Here is a 16408-nt window from a genome sequence, read left to right on the forward strand (position 1 = left end):
CGCCCCGGTTTTTCTATACAATAGTGCAAGTTATTGATAGAATTTGGCAACTTAATTGATTTTGCAACATCAGCATTTTGGTTTTTGCTATGCTATTCCTAGACTTAGGAGGGAAAGTTATGCAAAATTATGAATCAATTAAAGGGTATCGCAGCCTGGTTTTGACGAATGCGATTTTTTGTTTAGTGAATGCTATTCCAGGATTAGGCATGGTGCTTAATTTCTTGATTGGTATTCCATCATTAGTGGTGTTGATTATGTCGGTTATTGAGATGTTTAAGGCACCAAAAGCTAACCAAAAACGCGGTGTGCCGATTTTGGCAATGGTAGCTGGTACATTAGGATTTATCTCAGCATTGATGATGGTGGTTAGTTTAATTCTGGGTAATGGTTCATCAAGTTATTCAGTAAATACCAGTGGCAGCAGCGGTAATCCGCTTATCTTGTTTGCTATGTTAATTGGTGTTACGGCATGGATATTATATGTTATTTCTACTATTATGCACTTCATGCTAGTAAGAAAATTAGGTGCTATTTATCGTAATGAGCAAAGTATCTGATTTTGGTACACACAAAGTTATGTGATATGATTATGACAATACATAATCTATAGGGGGAAGCTTATGATTGTTCATGTAAAAGAATTTGAAGCTGTTGATGTTCCGGAAATTACTTTGCGTTGTGCAGTGTTCGATGAACGCTTGCAACGCTTAGTTCATTCAATTGAATTTTTTGAAGTGAATGATAAGATGTTAGGCGTTATTGATTCGGAAACCCATATTCTGGAAACAAAATCAATTTATTATTTTGAAAGTGTGGATAACAAACTGTTTATTTATACAAAAGATGAGGTCTATCAATCTGATTTGAAGCTATATGAGGTAGAGGCCATGCTACAAATGCAGTCATTTATCCGCATCTCAAAGTCTATGATTGTTAACCTGCGGAAAATCCGACGGATCATCCCCGGATTTCACCGCCGCTTCATTGCTGAATTACTGAATGGCGAGAATGTTATTATTTCTCGCCAATATGCACCAATACTTAAAGAGAAGTTAGGAATGTGAGGTTAGTGCTATGAATAATATATTAAAAATGATTGTTCGCAATATGCTGGCGATTTTCTCAGGCAGCATTTTGGCAATGAGCATGTTTTTTATTGTTTTCAGTCAGGCATTTGTGCCAGTGTATATAATTCTGATTTTGGCTGGATTGAGTTTGTTTCTTGCTGCCAGTCAAGTGTTGTTGCTATCAATCAATGATAATTACTCGCGACTAGAAATACTAATCAGAAGCGCGATATTTTTATTGGTGGTTGTTATTAGTGTCGGTGGTTTGGCTTTGCTTTTCAACTGGTTGCACAATGTGTTTGAATTCTTAATTTTGACGGCAATTATTGTTGTTACCTACGTAGTTATTTGGATAGGTATGTATTTGCGTGATGTTCATGAGCTTTCAGCGATTAACAAAAAACTTGAAGAGTATAATCGTGATATATAAACTGGAATAAAAGCGTCCCTTCAAGGGACGCTTTTATTTTTGGCATTTTACCTAAAGCAAGTGGCAACTTACTTGACTTTTATTGTTTACAAATGCTTTTTTTAGTATTTTTATTGTGTAGATGAAATATTGAAACGGGGGCATTATAATGAAAAATGTTTGTAGAAAGTTAGCGCAATTTATGTTGGCGCTTTTAATTATGGTTGGTGCGTATAGTACGCAGATGCGAGTGTCGGCTGCAAATGAGGCCGTGAATGTAAGTATTGTGCCATCAAGTACAGCAGTGGCGAGTGGTGAGTTGTTCTACTATACGGTGACACTTGGGTTCTCGGGAACAACAGTTAACTACAGTGATATGGACGTTATTATCGATTTGCCTGAGGGTATTAGCAATATTGTATCGCTACCGAATATTAATGGTGTAAGCGGAACATATGACGTACTGAGTCGCAAAGTAGTTTACCATTTTGACACAGTTAACTCCGGCGCGGTTTACGATATTACTATTGGTGTTTCATTTAAGGATTTTTTGACGCCAAATAATACTAGTGAGCAAGCTCAAGTAACCGTCCAAGGTACGGCTACTGATTCAGGAAGTGGTGTATCGACGAACATTAACCAGAGCAAGACGGCTGATGCGGTCGTAGTCGGAGCAACACCTTATCAAGAAATTCGCAAGTCAACAATGAACAATAAGATTATTGTTGGTGAGGTCTTCCCTTACTATATTACATATAAATCTCATGATAATTCAACAAGTCAGGGTCACTTGAAATGGGAGACAATAACAATTGTTGATACGCTGCCGGCCGGACTTGAGTTTCAGAGTGCGACTTTAGGTGGGGTTTATGATGCTGGCACTCATAGTGTTAGTTGGCATTTTGTCGGTACTGAGGATTCAAGTGCTTATCCCTACAAAAACATGGTAGTCTTTGTAAAGGTAACTGATTCTAGCTTGGCAGGAAGCGATATTACCAACAGGGTCAGTGTTTCCAGTGTTGCATTGGGTGAGAGTACACCTCATATTTTAGCTTCAGAAGTGACGCTTCCAGTTGTTGGTGCCGGGCTTGGTGACCCTTCTACCAAAATTGGTATCAATAAAGTAGCCGATAAAGCGAAATATGGGCTGGATGCTGATATTAGTTTCAGCATTACCGGTTTATCTAATAATACTGATGTGACTTTAGAGGACTACACAATTATTGATAGAAACTGGAGTCCGGAACTTGCATTGAAGAAAATATATTTGAGTGGTGTTCGCGGTATGCTGCCAAGTTCAACTTATTATTTGGATTATACTGTTGATGATCAATCAGTGGCTGATAATATGGTTACTTGGATTAATGCTGCCAGCTACACAACAAATGCTGCCGGGGATGATCTAAGCGCAAAGACAATTGCTGTTGCTGATTTAGGGTTGCCGACAGGAACGCAAGTGACCGGCATCCGGGTGCGTTTGGGGAATGTACCGACTGGGTTTTCATTTGCGGATAACGCAAATGGAAACCAACGAATTCGTTTGACGTATGCTGTTAGTGATGCAAGTTTTACTGGCGGTGAAGTTGAAAATACAGCGAAGGCAAAGTTTGTTTATAATAATACGGTTATTGATTCTGAGAAAACAGCAACGACTTTAATTGAGGGGGAGAGTTCGCCAACAATTGGGGTGGAAAAGACAGTTGCGAATCTGGGGCCATTTTTACCAAATGGGTATATTGATTATAAGATAAGTGCGTTTGTTTCAAGTGGCGGTGGGGTAGGTGCGCAAGATTTTGTGGTCAGTGATTTATTACCGGTGGGAGTGACGTATGTAACTGGTAGTTTGTCGGTAAGCCCGACTGCAATGGCCCCGGACCGTATTGAGATTATTGATGATTATAATGGCAGTGGGCGGCAACTGATTCGGATGATATATAGTGACGAGGTAGATATGGGAACAGCTATATATTATAATTTTAGAACTTTGGTAGCTAATGAAGCGGGATATGGCACAATAACTAATACAGCCTATGCCAGTGCATCAAATTTAACTGACCCGAGTGTTTTAAATTATAACTATCAAACTGATGTTAATGATGTCAATGGGAATGGTTCAGTTGATGACTATGTAGTATATGCCGATGTTCAGAGTACTATTGAAGTCGCTACAAAAATCACTTCTGAAAAACTTGTTCGTGGTGAATTAGATAAAGATCCGAGCAATCCTAATGCTGGCTTTAGTAAATATCCAGGTGTTGCTACCACCACACCTGGTGGACAGATTGAATATCAGTTAAAAGTTACTAATGATTCAAATATTGCGGTTAAAGATGTTGTGGTTATGGATATTTTACCTAAACGCGGTGATATTGGTGTTGTTGATCATAGCGCGCGCTTATCTGAATGGAGCCCATACTTAAGTGATGAACTGGAAGCTCCAAGCAATACAACAATTTATTATACGACGGCCGAGAATCCATCGAGATCGGAGCTTGTTGGTGTTAGTGATCCGGTTGGAGCAGAAGATCCTATGTGGTCTGAGACACCACCTGCAGATTTAACTCAGATTACAGCACTGCTATTTAAAATTGATGTACAAATGGAGCCGGGTGAAAGCCGAGTATTTGAATGGAAGATGCGAGCACCGATTGGCGCACCAACAAGCGGAGAAGTTGCCTGGAATTCATTTGCTTTTAGTGCTACAAACACGGTAACCGGTAATTCTATTTCGGCTACTGAGCCAAATAAAGTAGGCACGAAGATTCAACCTAATCCAAAATCGTCGTTGGGTGATTTTGTTTGGCTGGATGTCAATAATAATGGTATTCAAGATGTTGGTGAATCAGGGGTGAATGGTGTACGGGTTCATTTATTAGATATTAGTGATAATATTTTGGATACAACATTAACCGGGGATAATTTTGATGGTGCTCCGGGTTACTATGGTTTTGTTAATCTTGATGCGGGAACTTATAAGGTGGAATTTGTCTTGCCAGATGGATATGTGTTTACAGTGCCGGCAGCTGGTGGGGATTCAGCTTTAGATTCGGATGTTATTCTTGATGGAAAGACTAATATGATTGTGCTTGGCATTGGTGAAGATAATCAAGACATTGATGCTGGATTAATAGTAAAGCTTCCGGAGGAACCAAAAGAAGAGACGACAGATAATAATACTAGTGATAATAATCAGACTGAGCCAAATACGGAGTTGCCCGTTACTGGAGCAAATCAGTATGAATTTGCGATTGTTGGCGGTAGTTTTATACTAGGCGGTATCACCATTGCTTTGATGAAACGCAGAAAATAGAAGGAGTCTTCACTCCTTCTATGGACTCATGTGTAACGCCCCCCACATTATACATGACTCCGTAAAAGGAGTTGAAGCAATCAATGAAGTAAGTCTTAAAATATAGCCAATAAAATCAAAGTAATTTTTATATTGAGCTTTCGCTATAAAGCACGCTACAATTTACTTGTCAAAGGTATAGTTTTTATAGTATAATAGTTTAGATAACGAGTAAGGAGCGGTGCTTAATGGATATTTGGGTAATATTATCAGTCGTGATTTCGGTTGTAGCGATTATTTTGATTGGTGCACAGGGATCAAAGTCTGAAGATGCTTCTACCGCAATTATGGGTGGAGCGCAAGATACCAAATTATTTGCTGAGACAAAAGAGCGAGGAATAGATTTATTCTTAACACGAGCAACAGCGGTAACAACCGGATTGTTCTTTGTATTTATTCTTTTATCTTGGTACTTATAAAAGAAGAAGCAACCCTGCATTTTTACTGTGGGGTTTTTTTATTTGTCTAAAAGGAGGATTGAAAAATGAACGACTGGCAAGAAAAAATATTAGCATTTATGCAAGCTAAAGAATACGTGCCAATGGAACGTATTGATATGGCTGAGGAGATGGAAATTGTCGCTGGCGATGATTATAAGCAGTTTCTGCAGGCTCTGGTGAGTTTAGAAGATAAGCACATAATCTATCGTTCGAAGCGCGATAGATATGTGCTCGCGGAGAATATGCAGATTTATGCAGGAACTTTTATAGCACATGAAAAGGGGATGGGTTTTGTTCGTCCTGATAATAAAGAGATTGAGTCTGATTTTTTCATTCCGCCGAATGAGATTAACGGGGCTTTTCATGGCGATCATGTTTTAATTCAAGTTTATCGCCAAGGGAATGAAGATAAACGTGCAGAGGCAAAGGTTATTGATATTTTAGAGCGTTCAAAGCAGCCGATTGTTGGTGAGTTGGAGCTTTTTGATAAAGATTACTTTTGGCTGGTTCCGGATGAAAAGCGGATGCTGGCGAAGATTTTAGTGCGTCGGAAGTCTAAGCTTTCGATTATGGATGGTCACAAGGTTGTGGTTGTACCGAAAGAGTATCGTGATAATGGTATTGTTATTGCAGAGGTACAGACAATTTTGGGGCATAAGAATGACCCAGGCGTTGATATTTTATCAATTATTTACAAACATGGTATTCCGGTTGACTTTGAGCAGGCGGTTTTGGATGAGGCGGCGGCAGTCAGTGAGACGCTTGCGCCGGAAGATTATATTGGGCGCCGTGATTTGCGTAACAATACGATTATTACTATTGATGGCGAAGATGCTAAAGATTTAGATGATGCTGTTGAGGTTGAACGTTTGGATAATGGTAATTATCGATTAGGTGTGCATATTGCGGATGTCAGCCATTATGTGCAACCACAAACAGCTTTATCAAGATCAGCTTATGATCGTGGTACCAGTGTTTACTTGGTGGACCGGGTTGTGCCGATGTTACCACACCGACTTTCTAATGGTATTTGTTCGTTGAACCCTCACGTTGATCGTTTGACATTGTCATGTGATATGGAAATTGATGACTCAGGAAAAGTCGTTAATTATGATATTTATGCTAGTGTTATTCAGACGACTGAGCGGATGACATATACTAATGTTAATAAGATAATTGCCGGTGACGATGAGTTAGTTCGCGATCGGTATAAGGTTTTATTACCGATGATTGAGAATATGCATCAATTGGCTCAGATTTTACAGAAAAAAAGAACTAATCGCGGGGCGATTGAGTTTGATATACCTGAGTCAAAAATCAGTGTGGATAAGGATGGCAAACCATTAGCGATTGGTTTGCGTGAGCGAGGTATAAGCGAGCGAATTATTGAGCAGTTTATGCTTGAAGCGAATGAAACGATAGCAACCCATTTTTATTGGTTGCAGCTACCGTTTATTTATCGAGTGCATGAGGAGCCAAATCCTAAGAAGTTAGATGTATTCCGTAAGTTGGCTAGTAATCTAGGATATCGTTTGCATGTTGGTAATGAGGAAGTACATCCAAAGGCGTTGCAAGAAATTCTGCATAAGGCAGAACACACTCCGGAGGAGGGTGTTATTTCGTCACTGTTGTTGCGTTCAATGCAGAAGGCGCGGTACGCGCCGGAGTGTTTAGGGCACTATGGTTTAGCTGCTCAGTATTATACTCATTTTACATCTCCGATTCGCCGCTATCCTGACTTGATTGTGCATCGGCTTATTCATCAGTTCTTGCTTGAGCAACGAACTGATGTTCAAGAGCTTGAGCGATGGCAACGGGATCTTCCTGAGATTGCTGCTAATACGTCTTACGCGGAGCGCCGGGCAATTGATTGTGAGCGCGATGTTGATGCGATGAAGAAGGCCGAGTTTATGATGGACTATATTGGTGAGGAGTTCGACGGTATTATTTCATCAGTGACTTCGTTTGGTATGTTTATCGAGTTACCGAATACGGTTGAGGGGCTTGTTCACGTGGTTGATTTGACGGATGATCATTATGAATATGTGCCTGAGCAGTTGTTGCTTCGTGGTTTGCGGACGAAGAAGCAGTTTAAGATTGGTGATGCAGTGCGGATAATTGTAACTGCTGCAGATAAGGATACGGCAACCGTTGATTTTGCGGTTGTCGGGATGAAGGCCAACCGGCCGAAGAAACGTGTGGCTCCAAGTCCTGATGGCAAGCGTAAGACGCCGTTTAAGGAGCAGGAGCGCTTTAATGGTGTGAAGAAAAAGCGTGAGAGCAAGCGTGGCACGAAAGCAAGGGAGGGGAGCCGGCATGGCGGGAAAAATCATCGCAAAAAATAAGAAAGCGTACCATGATTACTTTATTGAAGATACTTTTGAGTGCGGTATTGTATTGGTCGGCACTGAAATTAAGGCTGTACGTGCCGGGCATGTACAGCTTAAGGATAGTTTTGCACGCGTCAAAAATGGGGAAGTGTATATCCATAATATGCACATAAGTCCTTATGAACATGGGAATATTTTCAATCATGAGGCGACAAGGGTACGTAAATTGTTGTTGCATAGACGTGAAATTCTTAAGATTAACCAAGCAATTACACAAGATGGGTACACTTTAGTTCCACTTCAATTGCATTTCAAAAATGGCTTTGCTAAAATAGTAGTAGGGATTGGTAAGGGTAAGAAGAACTATGATAAGCGGGAAAGCTTGAAACAAAAGGATATGCAGCGAGATATTGCTCGTGCGTTTAAAGATAATCAACGATAGAAATAAGTACACATTATTTCACACACATATATCAAATTCATGCAATATTTGACAAGTATACTAAAAGTGTAAATAATTGTGTGAAAATGAGAAAAGCGTTTAGACAAATTACGGTTATTTTTAGCATCGATGCTGTATTTTCCATATACATCTCAGAATGACTTACTATAAATTGCTTGTTTTTACATTTGAAAACCAAATTTATGTTATGGAGGCATTTACATGATGAAATATAAAATTAATATTGTTGAAGATGAGAAAGATTTGCAAGCTGTTGCAAAATCATACCTTGAAAGAGAAGGTTATGAGGTTACTACTTTTGATGATGGTAATCAGGCAATGGAAGCAATCGGAACTGGACCACACCTTTGGATTTTAGACATAATGTTACCTGGTATGGATGGGTTTGAACTGTTAAAGTATATTAAAGAAAAAAATAGTCATACGCCGGTTATTTTTGTTTCAGCTCGTAATCAAGACTTTGATCGTATTTTAGGTCTTGAAATGGGTAGTGATGATTACCTAACTAAACCATATTCACCAAGAGAATTGGTAATTCGTACAAAACGCATTTTGGAACGGGTATATGGTAACACTGACAGTGAAAACTTACAGTATCAGACATATAAAATTGATATTACACGCCGTAGTGTAACAGAAAAGAATAATGAGATTGATTTAACTGCCAAAGAATTTGACTTACTTGAATTTTTCATAACTCATAAAGGACAGGCATTATCACGTGAACAGATTATTCATGCTGTTTGGGATAATACTTATTTTGGAAGTGACCGGGTTGTCGATGACTTACTTCGTCGCTTACGTAAAAAAATGCCTGCACTTGATATTGAAACAATTTATGGATTCGGATATCGTTTGAAATAATGATTCGTAAATCGGGCTTAAAGTTATCAAGACAAATTATTCTTATATTTGTTATTTGGATGGTAACGGTAATTTTAATTATTACCGGATTAGTTCAGAGAACTATTATTACAATTTCTGAAGAAAATGCCTTTGTTTATCTTGAGCAACAAGAGACAAAGTATCATTATACCGGAGAAGATAATTATGTTAAGAGCGAAGATGCTTCCTCTTATTTTAACCTGCCCGGACAAATTCACGAGGGTGATGGAACTGCCAGTCTATTTGACCCAGATCATCAAATAAATACTGATGATATCAACGGCTTCCAAAATGAATTACTTGCGTATAGTAAGGATAAAGAGGAAGGTGTATTTGATTTTGACGGAGATGTGTACTATTTTTACCGTATCGACGATAAAGATGGAATCTGGGTTTCGTTTATCAATCAATTAGATATTATTAGGGTAAGTAATGACGCAATCATTCAATTATTGATTCCGATTTTAATTATTTCGGGTGTTGGTCTTATTGGTGCTGTATTCTGGGTTCGTTACATTGTTCGACCGCTTCGCGAGATGGAAGAACAGGTACAGAAAATTTCACGACGCGACTGGAATCAACAATTAATTATTCCGCGAAGTGATGAAGTTGGTCAATTGGCTGAGTCAATTGATAATATGCGTCAGCAACTTATTGAACAAGATCAAATGCAGCAACGAATGTTGCAACATATTTCGCATGATTTAAAAACACCTATTTCTATTATTAGTGCTTGTGCTGAAAGTATTCAGGATGGTGTCTATCCATATGGAACCCTTGAAGAAACTGCTAATGTTATTTTAAAGCAGTCAAACCGATTAAATCGTAAGGTAAAAGATTTGTTATATGTTACTCAGCTGGAATATTTACTTTCACAAGATGCTCGCGAATATCAATCTGTTGATATTCAGGCGATATTGGAAGATGTAACTTTCCAGATGAAGTATCGCTTTCCTCAGTTTGAATGGGAAATTGAGCTGAAGCCTTTGGCTTTCTTCGGTGATGAAGAAAGCTGGAGAATAGTTTTTGAAAACATTCTTGAAAATGAAGTTCGTTATGCCAATACTAAGTTAATTGTGCGGACTGATGAAGATAGTGTATATTTAGCAAATGATGGTGAGCCTATTGCTGAGGATGTGATTAGTAATATTTATAATCCTTATGTTAAGGATGAAAAGGGTCACTATGGTTTAGGGATGACTATTGTTAGCCGGACGTTACAGCTTTTCAATTACAATATTACGATTACTAATGGCGACATGGTTGAGTTTGTAATTAGAAAGCAAGAAGAGAAAGAATAGAATGATGTTAGTGGTACTTGATAAATAGCTTGAAAAGCTATACAATAATAGCAGGAGTTCATTAGAATTTCCTGTTATTTTTTGTCTGGGGATGTTTTTGGATTCGACAGGCACATTTGCGGCATAGACTGCAGGCCGAAGGCGCTCGTTACGCGCATGCTTTAAATTAAGCGGAAACAAAAATTTAAACTTAGCTGCTGCCTAAGGGCACAGCACTCTAGCTTAGTATTGTCCATGTATTAAGTCAAGGGTTCATTTTTAAAGTGGAATACGATTGATGACTGTGGCCCGTGGTTGTTAATAAGAGATTTAAGGGCTCGCATGTCCCGTCTTTGTCAGCTGGGGTTCGGTGCATGTTAAATCTTGACAACTGACTAAGCTTGTAGACGTTTATGTGACGGTGTGTTTGGACAGGGGTTCGATTCCCCTCATCTCCACCATTAGAGATAATTGAAAATAAAGCAGATACAGTAAATTACTATGTCTGTTTTTTTTGTTTTTAGATATATAACTTCTTGATTATATAACCAAATGGTTATATAATGTGTTGAGGAGTGGTAGTATGGGTTCATATATTGATATTGAGGAAGTATGTAAATTGTTAGCAGATAGCACGCGATTAGAAATAATTAATATGTTATCTGATAAAGAGGTATGTATCTGCAACTTAGTTGATCGTTTTAATATTTCACAACCAGCAATAAGTAAACATATAAAAAAATTAAAAGATGCCGGTATGCTTTTAGAACGAAAACAAGCACAGTGGAACTACTATATGCTCAATAAGGACTATAAATATTTTGACTTAGTTCAATATATTATTAAGATGTGTCCAAAAGATGGGTTGATTCAAGTATGAAAAAATCTGAATTAATTTTTGATGGTAGATTTGGTATTGAGAAAGAAAATTTACGGGTTAATTACTTTGGCGAATTATCATTAGAAAAACATCCAGAGGTATTTGGTAGTCGGAATCAGTATATTACTACTGATTTTTCTGAGAGTCAGATTGAAATGATAACTCCAGTTTGTAATACAGTCGATGAGGCATATGATTTTTTAGAAAACATAAATAATATAGTTATGCTACATTTAGAAAATGAATTACTGTGGCCAGGAAGTAATCCGCCAATTCTTCCAGACGAAGATGTTATTCCATTAGCAGTGTATGATGATATAGAAAAAGAGCAATATAGAAAATATTTAGCACTTAAGTATGGAAAAAAGCGTGCTATTTTATCTGGAATTCATTTCAACTTTTCGTTTTCTGACGAGTTGTTACGGATTTTATATGAGGAATCAGATAAAATTAAAACATATGAAGATTTTAAAGACCAATTATATTTAAAAGTAACAAAATACTTTATGAAAAATAGATGGTTGTTCATCTATCTTTTTGGTGCAAGTCCGGTTTTCCATGAAAGCTATATGAAGCAGTGTGTGGAATTAAGCACTGAAAAGAAGAATGGTGGATGTACAAGTAAGGGAATGCAGTCCTTGAGGAATAGTGTTTGTGGGTATCGTAATTCTGATTTTTTTTTCTTAGATTATCGTTCTTATTATAAATATAAACAATCTGTTTCTAGACTAGTGGATGAAGAGAAAATAAAACAGGATTCAGAGTTATATACTGCGATTCGGATTAAGCCATTAAATAATCACATTGAGTATTTGGAGTTTAGATTTTTAGATATTAATCCTTTGTTTGCAACAGGGATTAATCAAGATGACTTAAAATTAATTCATATGTTTGCAATATATTTTGCACAACTCGAAGATTTTGATTATGACGAGGAGCAGCAAGTGACTGCCGGAATTAATCAAGATATTAGTGCTCAAAGTCTTCCAGATGCAAGTCTTATAGCTAATAGTGAGACAACAGAAAATATTTATTCATTAGGATTAGCATTATTAAATAACCTTAATAGTTATATAGAATTGGAAACAATAAATAAGTATAGTGACGATAGAGTTATTCAAAAATCAATTGAAAGACTTAAAACTATTGAAAAAACATACTCATCTATTCTAAAAAGTAGTATAGATGAGAAGGATTATATCAGCTTTCATCTTAGTCAGGCAAAGTATTTTTTAGAGCAGGCCCGTGATTATTCATTTGCTTTAGCCGGGTTCGCTGATATGGAATTATCAACTCAATTACTTATTCAGTCGGCCATAAAGACCGGTTTAACAATTGATGTGCTTGATAGGGAACAAAATTTTATTAGGTTAGTCAACCCGCAAGACCATCATGCAGAGTATATAAAAGAAGCCACTAAAACAAGTTTGGACAAATATAGTCAGGTTCTGGTTATGGAAAATAAGTTAATAACTAAGCTAGTATTAGCCGAACATGGAATTAATGTTCCTACTGGTTTTAGTATTGCAGAAAAGAAAACGGCTATAAAGTTATTTAAACAAGGTGATCTACCAAAAGAATTGGTTGTGAAACCCAATACAACAAATTTTGGGAAAGGTATTACTATTTTTCCATATGAGTATTCAGAGAAGGAATTGATAGAGGCGCTTGATTTTGCATTTTCAGAAGATAATATGGTGTTATTGGAGCGATTTCAGTCGGGAAAAGAATATCGGATACTAATAATAGGTGATGAAGTGGCGGCGGTTATACATCGTCGAGCTGCAAATGTTGTTGGTGATGGTATGCATACAATAGAACATTTAGTTGAGAGAAAGAATGAGAGTGTATTACGGGGGAAAGGATATAGAACTCCATTAGAATATCTTCAACTCGGAAAGTCAGAAATCGATTTTTTGGCATATCAGCAATTGACTATTGATTCCAGACCAGCGAAGGGGCAGCGAATTTATCTTAGAGAAAATTCTAATATTAGCACTGGTGGAGATAGTATTGACTTTACTGATAACATACATGCTTCATATAAAGATGCTGCGTTACAAGCAGCAAAAGCATTGGATGTGCAGATTTGTGGTGTGGATATATTAATTGAGGACATTAGCAAACCGGCTACTCCAAATAATTATTCAATTATTGAGGTAAATTTTAATCCAGCAATTCATATTCATTGTTATCCATATCGCGGTACTAAACGAAATATTGGTGATAAAGTAATTAAATTGCTATTTGATAATAAGGAGAAGTTTTGATATGTTGAAAATTGCATTTGTATGTATTCATAATTCGTGTCGTTCACAAATGGCTGAAGCATGGGGAGGAAAACTGTTGCATGGGATTGCGGAGGTTTACTCAGCTGGAACTGAGGAATATTCAGAAGTGAAGCCACTTGCGCAGGAAGTAATGCAGGAAGTCGGAATTGATACCTCGAAACAGTTCCCTAAACTCTTGAAAGATATTCCAAGTGAACTTGATGTGGTTATAACAATGGGCTGCGGGGTAGAATGCCCAAATATTCCAACGCGTTATCGTGAAGACTGGGGACTTGAAGACCCAAGCGGCGGTTCGATCGAAGATTTTAGAAGAACAAGAGATTTAATTGAGGGTAAAGTGTTGGAGTTGAAGAGCAGGATATTGGATGGCGTGTTTAAGCAAGGATAAAGTTATTTTTGATTGGAGATATATATGAACAAAATTGATATGACAACAGGAAATGAAAGAGATATTTTAATAAAATTATCATTGCCGATTATTGCTTCGAATTTTATTCAGACAGCATTTGGGATGATCAATATGATATGGATTGGTCGGGCCGGCAGTGATGCAGTCAGTGCGATTGGTACGGCGAGTTTTTTCATTAACTTGGCTACCGCGCTGTCTACTTTGATTATTATCGGTACCGGGATTCGTATTGCCCAGTCACTAGGAGCCGGTAAAGAGGCGGAGGCAGAAGTTTATCTAAAGAATAGCTTAATATTATCAGTATTCATTTCAATTGTTTTTTCGGCAATAGTTGGATTACTATCCCGGCAGCTAATTGGCTTTTTTGAAATGAATAACCCCTACATAGAACAAATGGCAGTGGATTATTTACTCTATTCACTAATTGGGATGCCGTTCTTATTTTTAACTACAACGTTGACAACGGTATTGACGAGCTATGGCAATACTAAGCTGACTTTTCAGGCGAATACGGCAGGATTTGTTGCAAACATTGTGCTTGATCCACTGCTGATTTTTGGTTTTGGTATAATTCCCGGATTTGGTGTTATTGGTGCGGCTTGGGCAACAACTTTGTCACGAATATTAACTTTGGCAATCATGGTTATATTTGGCAATAAATATATAGTTGCCAGCCTTAAACAAAAAATCGATTTTAAGAAGATGTTTGAGGTGTGTAGAATCAGTGTTCCGGTCACTGTGCAACGAGTTATATTTATTTTTATTTCAATATATATGGCAAAAATCATTGTACAGTTTGGTACTGAAGCGATTGCTGTACAGAAAATTGGCATTCAAATTGAGTCAATTTCTTATATGACCATTGGTGGAATTCAAGGCGCAATTGCTGCCTTTGTCGGCCAAAATTATGGCGCCAAACATATGGGTAGGATAAACTCAGGATTTAACTCAGCCCTAAAACTGGTAACGGTTTTTGGCATTATTATTTCACTGCTGTTTATTTTGTTCCCAAAACCATTATTTAGCATATTTATTGACGAACCGGATGTTATTGAGATGGGGGTCGGTTATATGCAGGCTCTAGGCTTCTCGCAACTATTTATGTGTATTGAGCTATTATCGGTAGGTGCATTTAATGGTATGGGAAAAACCTATGCGCCGCCCATTGTTTCAATTATATTCTCAGCAGCACGAATTCCATTAGCAATCTTGCTATCTGGATTTATTGGACTTGAAGGTATTTGGATTAGTATCAGCGTTACAAGTATTGTTAAAGGTATTTTACTAACTGCATGGTTTAAAATCATATCGAAGCGAGAAATGCGGGCAGCAAAAGCCATAGCATGATAGAAAAAGTTTATGAGGAAAACTCAAATAATTATTATAAAAGGGTTCAGCCGTAGTTGAACCCTTTTTGGTTTTACATTAAGTCTATGATTCTTGATTTGAAACTAAAAGTATGATAGTCTTTAGGGCGTAGAATTTTATTAGGGGGCAATAAAATGAAATTTATTAAAGGGCTGATTGCTTTGTTGGTTTTTACAGCGGCAAATGCAATTACTTTTAGCAATTCTTTATCAGTACAGGCAGCAGCAGATTATTATTATCAGGTAGATGTGAACTACTCACCAATGTCGTTTACTCAAGTAAATCCAGATGTACCATTACCAGAAGAGCTGCAAAATGTACCAATCAGTTATTCGCTAGCATTAGGAAAATCATTTTTTATATATGGTACAGATACAATTAATACAAAAATGAATACATTTACATACAATAACAATATTAATGGGGCTTCTAATAATTCGATGAAGTATTCATGGTCCAATTTTATTGATACATCAACGCAGCCGGCAACTGTTAATTACCTTGGATTCCGATTGGTTATTGAGTATAATACGGTTGCTAATAAAACAATAACGGTTATGTATGATATTAAGTTTATTAATGCCGAACTTACGGTTAATTATCAGAATACAAACGGAGGAACGGTAACCTCTGCCCAAACTATTCGCGGTTCAGTTGGCGACTCATACTCAGTTCAACCGGCAGATATAAGCGGGTATGATTTTGTACGTGCTGAAGGTGATCCGCAAAGCGGATTCCTGGGCACTGCTGCTCAGGTAGTTACTTTTATATATGAAGCAACTCCGCTACCATTATTAAGCAATGTCCACGTGAACTATATTGATGAGGCAGGAAATAATATTATACCAATAAAATCATTCCAAGGTGAAGTTGGCACCGACTTTAACATTCAACCTGAAGCTATTGCCGGTTGGGAATTGGTAAACACGATTGGTAATCCAATCGGGCAATTCACAGCAGCTGATTTGCAGCTGAGCTTTGTTTATAAAAAAGTAGATACTGCTGATATAGTAAGCAACACATCAACAAATAATGATATCACATTACCGGTTACCGGAGAAGATAACCTGAGCTATACTATTGCCGGATTGTTATTGATTAGCGGAACAGGATTTTTCTTAAATAAAGTCAATAAAAAATGATGTAGTTAAAACTTAATTATTACTACTTATATAGTTGAAAAAAGGTCCAAACAATTGGACTTTTTTTCATAGTCTTTTTTGGTAAAATTAAA

General features: G+C 37.4%; 14 protein-coding genes and 1 other RNA gene. All 15 read left to right on the plus strand.

Annotation, left to right across the window (positions count from 1 at the left end; all coding sequences use genetic code 11):
* Positions 1-119: 119 nt before the first annotated feature.
* The 15 genes from FEZ08_RS00945 to FEZ08_RS01015 all read left to right on the plus strand — a co-directional run bounded on the left by FEZ08_RS00945 (position 120) and on the right by FEZ08_RS01015 (position 16316).
* Complete coding sequence (locus FEZ08_RS00945; RefSeq protein WP_138189822.1) at positions 120-560, plus strand: hypothetical protein; 441 nt, start codon at positions 120-122, stop codon at positions 558-560.
* Between the two features lie 63 nt (positions 561-623).
* Positions 624-1067, plus strand: coding sequence for a LytTR family DNA-binding domain-containing protein (locus FEZ08_RS00950; protein ID WP_138189823.1), 444 nt, complete (start codon positions 624-626; stop codon positions 1065-1067).
* A gap of 10 nt (positions 1068-1077) precedes the next feature.
* On the plus strand, positions 1078-1500 hold the full coding sequence (locus FEZ08_RS00955; RefSeq protein WP_138189824.1) for a DUF3021 family protein: 423 nt from the start codon (positions 1078-1080) through the stop codon (positions 1498-1500).
* Positions 1501-1648: 148 nt separating this feature from the next.
* The gene (locus tag FEZ08_RS00960) at positions 1649-4789 is read left to right on the plus strand and encodes an SdrD B-like domain-containing protein (protein WP_138189825.1); all 3141 of its coding nucleotides are present in this window, start codon (positions 1649-1651) and stop codon (positions 4787-4789) included.
* Between the two features lie 227 nt (positions 4790-5016).
* Entirely contained in the window at positions 5017-5247 is a 231-nt protein-coding gene (gene secG, locus FEZ08_RS00965; protein ID WP_138189826.1) for a preprotein translocase subunit SecG, read from the plus strand.
* A gap of 65 nt (positions 5248-5312) precedes the next feature.
* A complete protein-coding gene (gene rnr, locus FEZ08_RS00970; protein ID WP_138189827.1) occupies positions 5313-7613 on the plus strand; it encodes a ribonuclease R in 2301 nt (766 codons plus the stop codon).
* Positions 7585-8040: an SsrA-binding protein SmpB gene (gene smpB / locus FEZ08_RS00975; protein ID WP_138189828.1), complete on the plus strand. Its 456-nt coding sequence runs from the start codon at positions 7585-7587 to the stop codon at positions 8038-8040. Before rnr ends, smpB begins: the two co-directional genes overlap by 29 nt.
* Before the next feature lie 225 nt (positions 8041-8265).
* Positions 8266-8925, plus strand: a complete 660-nt coding sequence (locus FEZ08_RS00980) for a response regulator transcription factor (RefSeq protein ID WP_138190127.1) — start codon at positions 8266-8268, stop codon at positions 8923-8925.
* Positions 8925-10247, plus strand: a complete 1323-nt coding sequence (locus tag FEZ08_RS00985; protein ID WP_138189829.1) for a sensor histidine kinase — start codon at positions 8925-8927, stop codon at positions 10245-10247. The genes FEZ08_RS00980 and FEZ08_RS00985 overlap by 1 nt, the downstream gene beginning before the upstream one ends.
* A gap of 87 nt (positions 10248-10334) precedes the next feature.
* Positions 10335-10687, plus strand: a transfer-messenger RNA (tmRNA) gene (ssrA, locus tag FEZ08_RS00990).
* 122 nt (positions 10688-10809) lie between these two features.
* Positions 10810-11106, plus strand: a complete 297-nt coding sequence (locus tag FEZ08_RS00995; RefSeq protein WP_138189830.1) for an ArsR/SmtB family transcription factor — start codon at positions 10810-10812, stop codon at positions 11104-11106.
* Positions 11103-13376, plus strand: a complete 2274-nt coding sequence (gene gshAB, locus FEZ08_RS01000) for a bifunctional glutamate--cysteine ligase GshA/glutathione synthetase GshB (protein WP_138189831.1) — start codon at positions 11103-11105, stop codon at positions 13374-13376. Before FEZ08_RS00995 ends, gshAB begins: the two co-directional genes overlap by 4 nt.
* A 1-nt stretch (position 13377) precedes the next feature.
* Positions 13378-13785, plus strand: coding sequence for an arsenate reductase ArsC (locus FEZ08_RS01005; RefSeq protein ID WP_138189832.1), 408 nt, complete (start codon positions 13378-13380; stop codon positions 13783-13785).
* A gap of 24 nt (positions 13786-13809) precedes the next feature.
* Entirely contained in the window at positions 13810-15153 is a 1344-nt protein-coding gene (locus tag FEZ08_RS01010; protein WP_138189833.1) for an MATE family efflux transporter, read from the plus strand.
* A 155-nt stretch (positions 15154-15308) separates the two neighbouring features.
* A complete protein-coding gene (locus tag FEZ08_RS01015; RefSeq protein ID WP_138189834.1) occupies positions 15309-16316 on the plus strand; it encodes a MucBP domain-containing protein in 1008 nt (335 codons plus the stop codon).
* Positions 16317-16408 lie beyond the last annotated feature (92 nt).

The organism is Culicoidibacter larvae (assembly GCF_005771635.1).
Classification (GTDB): Bacteria; Bacillota_I; Bacilli_A; order Culicoidibacterales; family Culicoidibacteraceae; genus Culicoidibacter; species Culicoidibacter larvae.

Coding starts and splice junctions, on each gene's coding strand:
- rnr (WP_138189827.1), top strand. CDS start 5,313: ATGAACGACTGGCAAGAAAAAATATTAGCATTTATGCAAGCTAAAGAA.
- FEZ08_RS00980 (WP_138190127.1), top strand. CDS start 8,266: ATGAAATATAAAATTAATATTGTTGAAGATGAGAAAGATTTGCAAGCT.
- FEZ08_RS01010 (WP_138189833.1), top strand. CDS start 13,810: ATGAACAAAATTGATATGACAACAGGAAATGAAAGAGATATTTTAATA.
- FEZ08_RS00960 (WP_138189825.1), top strand. CDS start 1,649: ATGAAAAATGTTTGTAGAAAGTTAGCGCAATTTATGTTGGCGCTTTTA.
- secG (WP_138189826.1), top strand. CDS start 5,017: ATGGATATTTGGGTAATATTATCAGTCGTGATTTCGGTTGTAGCGATT.
- FEZ08_RS00995 (WP_138189830.1), top strand. CDS start 10,810: ATGGGTTCATATATTGATATTGAGGAAGTATGTAAATTGTTAGCAGAT.
- FEZ08_RS00945 (WP_138189822.1), top strand. CDS start 120: ATGCAAAATTATGAATCAATTAAAGGGTATCGCAGCCTGGTTTTGACG.
- FEZ08_RS00955 (WP_138189824.1), top strand. CDS start 1,078: ATGAATAATATATTAAAAATGATTGTTCGCAATATGCTGGCGATTTTC.
- FEZ08_RS00985 (WP_138189829.1), top strand. CDS start 8,925: ATGATTCGTAAATCGGGCTTAAAGTTATCAAGACAAATTATTCTTATA.
- FEZ08_RS00950 (WP_138189823.1), top strand. CDS start 624: ATGATTGTTCATGTAAAAGAATTTGAAGCTGTTGATGTTCCGGAAATT.
- FEZ08_RS01015 (WP_138189834.1), top strand. CDS start 15,309: ATGAAATTTATTAAAGGGCTGATTGCTTTGTTGGTTTTTACAGCGGCA.
- smpB (WP_138189828.1), top strand. CDS start 7,585: ATGGCGGGAAAAATCATCGCAAAAAATAAGAAAGCGTACCATGATTAC.
- gshAB (WP_138189831.1), top strand. CDS start 11,103: ATGAAAAAATCTGAATTAATTTTTGATGGTAGATTTGGTATTGAGAAA.
- FEZ08_RS01005 (WP_138189832.1), top strand. CDS start 13,378: ATGTTGAAAATTGCATTTGTATGTATTCATAATTCGTGTCGTTCACAA.